The following is a 10,666-nucleotide window of genomic DNA, read 5'->3' as shown; positions in this document are numbered from 1 at the left end:
GGCTTTCGTCGGCCGGTATATATAGGCTACTGAATCCGGCCTCCCTGCCTGCCGGCAGGCAGGCTCGAGCCACGCTGCGAAGAGCGCCACAACCCGCTCCGTCAAATCGGCACGATTGCGCCTCCGGGTGGCGTCGGACAATAGCGAGGCCTGGTCGGCGACGCGAGCCAGAATTTGAGGCCCCTTTTTACAGCGTCATCGGAAAAAGGGTCCTCAAATTGTGGCGGGAGGAGCCGCCCGACCCGCTCCGTCTGCTGAACAGAATTACGCGATGGTGATCTCGGAGACGTCGATGCCCTTGTCGGCGAGCGCCCTCCTGAGCTGGTCGGAGTTCCTCTCGAGCGCCTCGCGTCCGCGCGCGTCCCGCGTGCGCAGGTGAACGCAGACCTTGCCGCCGCTGGCGGTGACGCGGAGCTTTAAGCCCCGGAAGATCTTCTCGTGGAGGTCGATCTGGATCTCCTTCTCGCCCGCCCGGTTGATGCCCATGCGAACGTACTGCACGATCTTGTTGAGGAGCTGCTGGGTGAGCTGGGCCTGCCCCTGGGAGCGGGCGGCCTGCGCCTGCATGAGTTTGGCCGCGAACTTCTTCTGCAGGTCGGCCGGCAGGGTCTTCACGCCCACGTCGCTGAGCTTCTTCGAAAGGCCCCTCCTGCCCGCGGAGCTGTCGAAACCGCCGCGGCCCTCGCCTCCGCCGCGGCCGCCGCCCTCGCCGTGGCCCCCCTTGGCCACGACCCTCTGCTCGGTGATGCCGGAGCTCTGCCGCTGCTCCTGCTTTGCGCCCTCCTTCTTCTCCTTGCGCTCGTCGTGCTCCTTCTTGCGCAGCTCCTGCTCGCGCTGCTCGCGCTTGGCCGCCTCGTCCATGGCCTGCTCGGTGACCGGCTTCTGCTGGAGCTTCGCGGTCGTGGCCTGCTGCTGCATCTGACCGCCCTTCACGAGCCGGTCGAACTCGCTCTCCTGCTGCTTGGGCCTGGCCTTCTCGGCCGCCTGCTCGCGCATGCGCTCCTCGCGCGCCAGATCGCTCTTTCGGACTTCGTCCACCATTGAAAACCTCCATCTCCAATTCAACTGAGCCGAGCGCCGCGAGCCAGAATTTGAGGCCCCTTTTTACAGCGTCATCGGAAAAAGGGTCCTCAAATTGTGGCGGGAGGCGCTCACGTCTCAAACACCGACTTCTCCCCTCGCCAGCGCTTCAGCTGATGGATCGTGGTGCTCAGCTCGTCCATCTCGCGCTCCTCCTTGCGGGTGATCTCGTCGTCCACCTTCTTCTGCCAGAGCTCCCTGTGCTTCTCCATGATCTGCAGCTGCTTGGCCGCGTCTATGTACTCGCGCCGAGCTTTGGCGACCTGCGCCTCGCAGTCCTCGACCACCGCCTTCTGGTCCTCTATCTCCTCCTCCTTCGCCTCCTCGTCCTCCTTGAGCTTGCGCATGAAGTTCACGTGCACGTTGCTCTTCTTCACCGCGATGCCGCCGGCCATGTCCCTGCGCATCTCCTTGCGGGCCTCGTGCCAGCGCTCCACGATCTTCTTCTTCTCCTCCTTGAGCTTCTCGAGCTTCTCCTTGGCCTTCCTGAGCTCGACGATCGCGCGGGCGAGCGCCATCTCGGCCCGCTTCTTCATGCGGGCCTTGATCCTCAGCAGCGCTTCGAGCCTGTATTTGGGTTTTGCCATGAAATCCGTAACTCGTTACTCGTTACTCGTTACTCGTGACTCGTAAAACCTTTTGTGTGACCCCCATCACGAGTTACGAGTTACGAGTTACGAGTCACGTGTCACGATCAGTCGAATATCTCCTTGAGCAAGGCGATGGCATCCTCGAGGGAGACCTTCTCGTCCACCCCCTGCTTGAGGAAGTTGTTGACCTCCTCGATCTTCTCGAGCGCGTAATCGACCTTGGGGTCGGACCCCTCCTCGTATGCGCCGATGAGGATCAGGTCGCGCTCCTTCTCGTAGTTGGCCACCACCTCGCGGAGCTCGCGCGCGGCCGCCTTGTGGTCGTCGTCTATGATCGAGTCCATGACGCGGCTGATGCTCTCCGAGACGTCTATGGCGGGGTAGTGGTTGCGCGCGGCGAGGGCGCGGGAGAGCACGATGTGGCCGTCGAGGATCGAGCGCGTCTCGTCGGCGACCGGCTCGTTCATGTCGTCGCCCGCGACGAGGATCGTGTAGAACGCGGTGATGGAGCCCTTGTCCGAGTTGCCGGAGCGCTCGAGGAGCCGGGGCAGCGTGGAGAAGACCGAGGGCGTGTACCCCTGCCTGGCCGGCGGCTCGCCCACCGCGAGCCCCACCTCACGGAGCGCCCTCGCGAAGCGGGTGATCGAGTCCATCATCAGGATGACCTTCTTGCCCTGGTCGCGGAAGTACTCGGCGATGGCGGTGGCGACGTAGGCGGCCTTGAGCCTCACGAGCGACGGCTGGTCGGAGGTGGAGACCACGAGCACCGAGCGCTCCATGCCCTCAGGCCCGAGGTCCTGCTCCAGAAAGTCGCGCACCTCGCGGCCCCTCTCTCCCACGAGGCAGATGACGTTGATCTCCGCCTCGGTGTTGCGCGCGATCATGCCGATGAGGGTGGACTTGCCGACCCCGGCGGCGGCGAAGATCCCTATGCGCTGCCCCTCGCCCACCGTGAGAGTGGCGTCGATCGACTTGATTCCCACCGAGAGCGGCCTCGTCACCCGCTCCCTGTGCAGCGCCTCGGGCGGATTGGCGGTCACCGGGTACTCGGCGGAGAACCGGAGCGGCCCCTTCTCCTCCGCGTCGAGCGGGTCGCCCATCCCGTCGAGTATCCTGCCGAGGAGCCCCTCGCCCACGCGCACGGTGAGGGTGTGCCCGGTCGGTATCACGTCGTTGCCCAGGCCGATGCCCTCGAGCTCGCCCAGCGGCATGAGCAGCACCTCCTGGTCGCGGAAGCCCACCACCTCCGCCTTGATCGGCGGCCTGTTGTGGTGGGGGACTATGAAGCAGAGCTCGCCTATGCGCACCCCGGGGACGACCGCGCGCACGACGATCCCCGTGAGCTCGGTGACCTTGCCCTTTATGCTGTAGGTCGAGACCGACGAGAGCAGGTGGCGGTACTTTGCAAAGTCCACCACCGGCAACTCCGATCCACCATCTGGGCCTGCCTGGTTTTTCACTTTGTCTGCCATATCGTGAACTGTGACTGGTGACTGGTGACCGGTGACTGGCGTGATAACCAGGATGACCCGTTCATAACCGCCAGTCACCAGTCACTAGTTACTAGTCACGTAGTAAGCGCCTTTTTTATGGCCGCCATCTGGGTCTCGAGCCGACCGTCTATGGTGCCCACCTCCGTCTCCACTATGCAGCCCCCCTTGGAGATCGCCTCGTCCTCGCGGAACGCGAGCCTCTTCGTCCTGTCGAGCACATCCCTGAACTCGTGCTCCGACTCCATGAGCATCCTGTAGTCCTCGGGGTTGAGCCTGACCGTTATCCTGTCGCCGAGGCTCCGCTCCAGCGCCTGGCGCACGATCCCCTTTATCGCCTCGCTGTTCTCGCGCACAAGCCTCCCTATCACCTTCTCCGCGATGTCGAGCACGAGGTTCACCACGTCCGGCTCCGCGTTCCTGTAGAACTCCTCGCGCATGCGCTCGAGCGCCATGAGCTTCTCTGTCACCTGCGCCAGCCCCTTGGCCTCCCCCTCGGAGTAGCCGCGCTTGACCTCCGCCGCGGCCCTGCCCCTGGCCTGGACCAGCACCTCCTCGGCCTGGTCCCTTATGCGCCGGGCGTCCTGCTCAGCCCTCTGCAGTATCTTCGCAGCCTGGTCGTCCGCGTCCACCACGCGCCTGTGCACGATGCCGCCCCTGTCCGGGACTATCTCGGCGCCGGGCCTGACCCTCGAGGGCTCGACCCTGCCCCCCACCGCGTCCTTCTTGATGATCTTGTCGGCCATCCGAAACCCCCGTGACTAGTGACTCGTGACTAGTGACTAGCGCGCTCCCGCCAGTCACCAGTCACCAGTCACGAGTTACGAAACCTCTATCACAACCAGCGCCTCATTCAACCTTCATGGAGATCGTCTCGTCCTCCCACTTCTCGGAGAGCCTCCTGTCGTCATCGGCGCTGTACATCGGGTGAAAACAGCGCCACTGCTGCGCTATGCGGCCGTCCTCCGCCAGCTGGGCCACGAGCGTGAGCACGATCCTCTCCCTCTCCCCGGCCACCGCAGGGTTGTGGGTCTTGCGCCGCTCCTCGATGAAGCGCTTGAGCAGATACGCCTCGAGCGGCGCGAGCTTCTGCCGGACGAGCATCGCCGCGTGCTCGTGAGCGCGGCCGCAGGCCGAGGCCAGCGCCGCGAGCCCCACCGACGTGAGCATCCGGTCCGGCCCCTCGTGCCTGCCCTCTATCTCGAGCAGGTTGAAGCGGGCCTGCCGGTGCAGCTCCGGCGATATCCCGGCGAGCTGCTTCATCCTCTTCTGCAGGCGCTTTGCGACCTTGAGATCCATCCGGTTGAACACCATGTGCAGGGCCTGGCTGTGCATGCCCGAGAGCGCGATCGCCATCTCGAACAGGCCCAGCTCCCGCACCAACTCGGAGACCTCCTCGGACTTGAGGTAATAGAGGTGGGCGAATCCCGGGTGAGCCACCGAGCGGGAGACCCGCATGGGGAGGAAGTTGGCCTCGAACCTGCGCCTTATGAGGTCCAGGACCTCGGGCCTGACCGCGAACGACTCCACCATGTTGGGCACGCACTCGCGCAGCATGGGGGGCAGGTGGCGGAGCAGGTAGCGCACGTGGCTCGAGGGGAGCGCCCGGAGGATGAGGCCCACCACCCGCGGCGGCTCCGACTTGAGGTGCTCGAGTATCCATGCGGGGTGGACCTCGGCGATGGAGCTGAAGCTCTCGGCGGCGATCGACCGGGAGATGAGGGCGTCGGCCGCCCGGTCGCCTTCCGGCTCCTCGAGGTAGAGGCTGACCATGGGCCTTATCGCCCGCGCCTCCGCGTCGGAGAGGTAGTCGAGGAGCTGCAGGGCCCCCTCGGCCAGCGCCCTGACCGCCAGCGCCGCGAATATCCTCTGCCTTGCGTTCGATTGCATGCTCATAACGTAACTCGTGACTCGTGACTAGTGACTGGCGGTAATCAACAGTAAACCCCTGTTGTCACGCCAGTTACGAGTCACGGGTTACGAGTCACGATAATCCATTGGTCATTCAAATACAGTAAAAAAGGGGGGATGCCCGGCATCCCCCCGTGTATCCCCCATGAGGACGCGCCGCCTGCCCATTATAGCGCGCCCGATTTTTTATACAACCTTACTGGACCTGCGTGTTGAGCACCGACTTTATCGAGGACACGCCCTGCTCCGCAACCTTGACGGTCAGCTCGGTCATCTGGGCGAAGTGGAACACGTGCGCCTGTATGACCAGGAGCTCCTGGTTCGAGAACTTCTTGCCGCTGTAGAGGATGTGGTTGACCAGGCTGTCCATCTGCATCTGGCCCTTGTTGACCTCGCCCAGCATGTCCAGGACCTTGCCGGAGGCCTCGGGGCTGCCGACCTGGGTCACGTCGATCTCGGGGGTGAAGGCCACCTCGCCCCCCTCGAGGGACTGCATGTGGTTGGTGGGCGTGATGTCGTTGTCGAGCACTCCCATCGCATCGGCGAACTCCATGCCCCCGTCCATCTTCTGGGAGAGGATGTCGTTGAACGACGAGCCCTGCCCCGCGACCTTGGACATCCCCTCTGAGTTGGTGATCGCCTTGCCGAGGGCGCTGGAATTGAGCTGTGTCACGACTGCGTCGATAGCCATATTTTACTCCTCCTCCCCCTCGCCGTCCGGCGTGGACGTCGCGCGGTTCCTTATCCTCTTGAACAGCAGAGACAGGGCGCGGGCGTGGAGCCTGGACGTCCACGACTTCGAGAGGCCGATTTTCTCCCCGACCTCCTCCAGCGTCCTGTTCTGGAAATAATACATCATTATCAAGAGCTTCTCCTTCTCCGGCAGCGTGCTTATCGCGTCGCGCATGTGGCGGCGGACCTGCATGAACTCGGTCCGCTGCTCCACGTTGCCCGAATCCTGGTCCTCGACCTCCATGTCCTCGTTTGCGTCGAGGGATATGATGTAAATTGAGGCCAGGCTGTTGACGGTCTCTGCGACCGAGTTCTCCTCCACCTTCTCGTGCGTGTTGCGCTGGCTTGCGTTCTCCGACGCGTTGCCCAGGGAGCGGTTCTGAAGGAACTCGTTGGCAGCCTCCTCGAACTTGATCTTGGCATACAGCGTGCGGGGCAGCCATCCGCTGCGGCGCAGGCCGTCGTAGATGGCGCCCTTGATGCGATAGTAGGCGAAGGTGCGGAAATCGACTTCCTGGTTGTCGTCGAAACGCTTGGCAGCCTCGAGCAGGCCCAGCCTCGCGTTGCACAGGACCTCGTCGTAATCGACCGCTGCAGAGAGGCTCTGGCAGACCCTGCTGGCGATCGAGGCCGCATAGGGCATGTACTGCTCGATGAGCTCGTCGCGCGCCTTGATGGCGACGGTCTCCTTCTTTGTGAATTTCGTTCCATCGGACGATGTCCTCGCCTTTGCCTCGGCAGCCGCCTTCAGGGCCTCCACCCTTGCCCTTATCCTGGCCTGGGCAGCTATCTCGCCCTTTGTCGGCTTCCCACCCTTTTTGAGCGCCGTCTTCGCCATCTTCCCCCCAATGGTCGCCGATGAGCGCAGGGCGACCCGTACGCGAAGATAAGATGCAGAATCCGTGCCACAAATTTCAGCCTTGACCGAATCGCTAACCAATTGATTTATAGTGACTTACTGTCAGACGGAGCAAAGCGGGATGGTGGAATTAATCTCGATATCGAGGGAAACCGGGGCCTTGAGACCCCAATATTTAGATCAAATTCAAAACTCCAAATCCCAAATTCCAAACAACCAAATTCGACATCTATATTTATTCATTGGAGTTTGGTGCTTGGAATTTGGAATTTATCTGGATTTTGGTGCTTGGAATTTGCTGTCTATTGATGGATTAGGCAGGGGCCTTGCCGGTGAACTCCATGACCTCTTTCAGCAGCGACTCCACAGCGTTGTAGGCCTTCTCGCCGTAGATCGACACCACGTCGCCCTTGCACCCATCGAGCGCGCTCATGAAGGCCGCGCGCTGGGCAGGGCTCATGTTCGCATACATGCTGCCGCGAGCCGCGAAGAGAGCGTTTCCGGCAGGCACTGCGGACGGGGCTTCGGGTCTGGAGTCGCTCTCGAATGCGACCTCGGGTCTTCCCTTCTCCGCCGGCCTCACCGGCTCGAAGCCCTTGAGCTCCCTGGTTTTCGCAACCGCCTCTGTATCGACCGCCCTCACCATCGATCCCTCCGGATCATATCCTCTGCGACATGTCGGTCATCGAGCCGCCCCTGGCGTCCAGCACCTGCATGACCTGCTGGTCGCGCGCCGAGATGTCGAACGAGGCCGGCTGCACCGGCATCCCGCCCACCTCCAGCCCGGGGAACGCGGCCTGCTGCGGGGCATCCCTCTGCATCTTCTCCGCCGCCTTGGCGTACGAGCGCTGCTGGACCTGGTCGCCTATCTGGCCCACGCCGTACATGCCCGCTGCAGCCAGCGCCGCGGGCGGGAAGATGAACGAAAGCGGCATGGCCACTGAACCCAGTATCTTGCCCATGCCCGACAGGAAGCGGCCGAAAGCGCCAGGCTTCTTCTGCTCGCGCACCTTGGGGTCCACGCCCTGAACCATGCGCATCTCGTATCTCACCAGATCCGGCTGAACTGTGTTGAATGACATGCGTACCTCTTCGATTGGATGTCCCTCTCACCTATATTATCGGATAGACGAGCCCCCGAAGTTGCGTCCAGCCTCAAAAAATATATAGTATTTTATCTGAGAATATCAACTACTTAGCGTGACGTTGGAGCGTGACTGGTGACTGGCGACCGGTGACTGGCGTGATAAACAAGATTTCCCGTTGATTACCGCTAGTCACCAGTCACTAGTCACGATTTTCACAGCTCGTCCTCCGGCGGCCCCTCTTCGAGGCGCGGCGGCCCCTCCTCCATGACCTCGCCCTCTATCGCCGGGTTCGATCCGGCGGGTCCCTTGAGCGCCGCAAGGGTGCGCCTCATGCGCGCGCCCTGCACGATCACGACCATGAGCGCCACCGAGAGCACGACCAGGACCAGGAAGAAGATCAGGAGATAGACCTTGAGCTTGTCCTTGGATTCGGCGTCGAGCTTGAGCCCGACGAGCTCGTGCTCCACCGCCGGGACGATCGCGGGCGGCTGGGGCGCGCCGCGCGGCTCGCCCTTGAACGCGACCACGTCGCCCGGCTTCGCGGCGCCGGGGGCGGTTATGTAGCTGATGATGACCGTGACGTCGCGCGGGTTCATCCCCTCGACCGCGTTGGATATGAACTGCTGGACCTTCGACTCGGTGACAGAGGTGAGCCCCGACTCGTCGGGCTTCACGCGGACCACCGCGGAGGCGGTCGGCCTCTGCTGGTGCTGCTGGTCGGAGGTGGCGAACTCGTCCCTCGTGGGCACGTTTAGAACGACGTCGGCGTCCATGACCTGCGGTATGCGCCTGAGCGAGTTGATGATCTCGCCCTTGATGGCCAGCAGGTAGCGCGCCTTCTGCTCGTCCGGCGTGGGGATGAGCCCCTTCTCCTTGTAGACCCCCGTGAGCCCGAGCTCCCTGCGCCGCGGCAGGTTGTGGGAGAGCAGCAGCGAGCGGGCCTTCACCATCTCGTTGTCAGCGACCTCTATGGAATAGGTGATCTCGTTCTGCACGATCTGCTTCTTCTTGGCTGCCTTGATTCCGTTCTCGGAGAGGAGCACGAGGATCTCGTTTGCGTCCTCCTCGGCGAGGTTCTGGTACAGCGCCACCCTGCCGCAGGCTGAGAGCAGAAGGCATGCGGCGATGACCACGGCAGATGCGCAGGCGAGGCGATTTCGCGTTTTCATGAGTTCCTCTTCCTTTTTGCGGGCGCCCTGGGCTCGAACCCCTGCTTCAGCGCGTCCAGGAGTGCGTTTGCGAACTGGCCGGCCCCGCCCCTGTCCGCGCGGCCGACCTCCTTGAGGAGCGAGACCCCCTCGTCCTTTTTTCCCGCGAATATCAGCGCCTCGCCCAGATAGACCTTGGCGAAGACGCTCTCGGGGTCGAGCTTGAGGGCCTGCTCGTAGCTCTTGATGGCGTGGGGCACCCGGTTCTCGCAGAAATCGACGTTACCCAGGGCCACCAGCGGCACGTCCGAGTCGGGCGCGAGCACGCACAGCCCCTCGAAGACCGCCCTGGCCTCCTTGAAGCGGCGCATGCCGAGATAGACGTAGCCCGCCTCCATCATGACTGTGAGGTGTTTCTGATCGATGTGGACCATAAAACCCCCGAAATCCGTTACTCGTAACTCGTAACTCGTAACTCGTAACTCGTAAAACCCTGTGTTTCACGCCAGTCACGAGTCACGAGTAACGAGTCACGTGTTACGGCCTGATGCAAAACCGCGGACTGCATTTTATGCAATCCGCGGCCGGAATTCCATCCCTATTTCAGACTACCCTTAGCCCCTCGCCGTGAATTTCTCGATCATCGCCATGCGGGCGCGGTGGTCGGCGGAGAGGATGTTCGACTTGGTGTTCCAGCCCTGCATGTTGCTCTGCATCGTGGCCTGCAGTTCGAGGAGCTGGAGGTTGTTCTGGTTCATTGTGTTGATCATGTCCATCTGCGTGAATCCCTCTGTCCCGGGGATCACGGAGGTCGTGCCGTCGCTCAGGCCGCCGAAGGTGCTGCCGGTGGTCTGCGCCGCAAAGCCGCCCGCGTAGGACGGGGTGCCGTAGGATGTGAGCGATGCGCCCGAGCCCATGGTGGAAGCGCCGGCGGAGATGCCCGAGAAGGCGGCCGCGAGCACAGCAGCGGAGCTGTTGTTGCCGTAGAGCTGGCCCGCCGTGGTGGCGACCGGGCTCATGGCGCTTGCCGCATCCAGCATACCGCCGAAATCCGCGCCCATCGCCTTGGGCCCCTTGACCTTTGCGGCCTTGGGAGTGTTTTTCAGCAACTGGTCCAGTCTCTCGATCGTCATAGTGAATCCTCCTGGATTACCTTTCACCCTTATTATCGGTAAGGCGTCGAGGCAAAGTTGCGTGGGGGAAGAAAAAAAATGATTACAAAAAATATGATGTAATTACAAGATGTTAGAACCTGGATTGCCCATGGTGGGGACCGCCGGTCACAAGTCACGAGTTACGAGTTACGAGTCACGAGTTACGAGTCACGGCTTTTCTGCCTTCTTCGCCGCCTCCTCCTGGAGCCGGTACTTTATGGCCAGGAGCTCGCGGAAGAGGTCGAGGGTGAGTTCCAAAGACTTCATGGCTGCCCTGGCGTCCCGCTGGGTCTTCAGCCCCTTCTTTTTCTTGTAGATCCCGTCCAGCTCGTCGTAGGCGCGCTCAAAGGCCGAGTTGATGTCGTCGAAATCTTCAGTGTCTATGAGCCGCTCCACCGCCGGGTATCCCGCCTGCCCGTATTTGTTCTCACCCTTATTATGATTGGCCATGCCCGCAAATTAGCAGAACACCCGTCTCAATACAAGCACGAGCTCCTGCCCCCGGGTCCCTGCCTGTTTCAGGCAGGCTGTCGTCGGATCACCCCCATTCGACAAATTCCAAGCACCAAATCCCAAATTCCAAATAAGCACCAAATTCCAATTATCGAATAATC

The 10,666-nt window shown here is 62.2% G+C and carries 13 protein-coding genes; all 13 read right to left on the bottom strand.

Features of this window, described 5'->3' with window-relative positions; translation table 11 throughout:
• Window positions 1–264 precede the first annotated feature (264 nt).
• Entirely contained in the window at window positions 265–1,041 is a 777-nt protein-coding gene (locus JXA24_03960; protein MBN1282908.1) for a flagellar hook-length control protein FliK, read from the bottom strand.
• A 110-nt stretch (window positions 1,042–1,151) separates the two neighbouring features.
• A complete protein-coding gene (locus JXA24_03955) occupies window positions 1,152–1,667 on the bottom strand; it encodes a flagellar FliJ family protein (GenBank protein ID MBN1282907.1) in 516 nt (171 codons plus the stop codon).
• Window positions 1,668–1,774: 107 nt separating this feature from the next.
• Window positions 1,775–3,142: a flagellar protein export ATPase FliI gene (fliI, locus tag JXA24_03950; GenBank protein ID MBN1282906.1), complete on the bottom strand. Its 1,368-nt coding sequence runs from the start codon at window positions 3,140–3,142 to the stop codon at window positions 1,775–1,777.
• Between the two features lie 95 nt (window positions 3,143–3,237).
• A complete protein-coding gene (locus JXA24_03945) occupies window positions 3,238–3,906 on the bottom strand; it encodes a hypothetical protein (protein ID MBN1282905.1) in 669 nt (222 codons plus the stop codon).
• A 103-nt stretch (window positions 3,907–4,009) separates the two neighbouring features.
• Entirely contained in the window at window positions 4,010–5,056 is a 1,047-nt protein-coding gene (locus tag JXA24_03940; protein MBN1282904.1) for a hypothetical protein, read from the bottom strand.
• Window positions 5,057–5,267: 211 nt separating this feature from the next.
• Window positions 5,268–5,762: a hypothetical protein gene (locus tag JXA24_03935; protein MBN1282903.1), complete on the bottom strand. Its 495-nt coding sequence runs from the start codon at window positions 5,760–5,762 to the stop codon at window positions 5,268–5,270.
• A gap of 3 nt (window positions 5,763–5,765) precedes the next feature.
• Entirely contained in the window at window positions 5,766–6,641 is an 876-nt protein-coding gene (locus tag JXA24_03930; GenBank protein MBN1282902.1) for a sigma-70 family RNA polymerase sigma factor, read from the bottom strand.
• Window positions 6,642–6,975: 334 nt separating this feature from the next.
• Window positions 6,976–7,308 carry a hypothetical protein gene (locus JXA24_03925; protein MBN1282901.1) on the bottom strand — a complete coding sequence of 111 codons (333 nt, stop codon included), beginning with the start codon at window positions 7,306–7,308 and terminating at the stop codon, window positions 6,976–6,978.
• A 13-nt stretch (window positions 7,309–7,321) separates the two neighbouring features.
• The gene (locus JXA24_03920) at window positions 7,322–7,744 is read right to left on the bottom strand and encodes a hypothetical protein (protein ID MBN1282900.1); all 423 of its coding nucleotides are present in this window, start codon (window positions 7,742–7,744) and stop codon (window positions 7,322–7,324) included.
• Window positions 7,745–7,962: 218 nt separating this feature from the next.
• Window positions 7,963–8,919: a hypothetical protein gene (locus JXA24_03915; protein ID MBN1282899.1), complete on the bottom strand. Its 957-nt coding sequence runs from the start codon at window positions 8,917–8,919 to the stop codon at window positions 7,963–7,965.
• Window positions 8,916–9,332, bottom strand: a complete 417-nt coding sequence (locus JXA24_03910; GenBank protein MBN1282898.1) for a hypothetical protein — start codon at window positions 9,330–9,332, stop codon at window positions 8,916–8,918. Before JXA24_03910 ends, JXA24_03915 begins: the two co-directional genes overlap by 4 nt.
• A 180-nt stretch (window positions 9,333–9,512) precedes the next feature.
• Window positions 9,513–10,031, bottom strand: a complete 519-nt coding sequence (locus JXA24_03905; GenBank protein ID MBN1282897.1) for a hypothetical protein — start codon at window positions 10,029–10,031, stop codon at window positions 9,513–9,515.
• 189 nt (window positions 10,032–10,220) lie between these two features.
• Complete coding sequence (locus tag JXA24_03900; protein MBN1282896.1) at window positions 10,221–10,502, bottom strand: hypothetical protein; 282 nt, start codon at window positions 10,500–10,502, stop codon at window positions 10,221–10,223.
• Window positions 10,503–10,666 lie beyond the last annotated feature (164 nt).

Source organism: Pseudomonadota bacterium, from assembly GCA_016927275.1.
In the GTDB taxonomy this organism is placed as follows: Bacteria; UBA10199; UBA10199; order 2-02-FULL-44-16; family JAAZCA01; genus JAFGMW01.
Note: the sequence above shows the minus strand (reverse complement) of the source record. Positions and strands in the feature narration are given on the sequence as shown.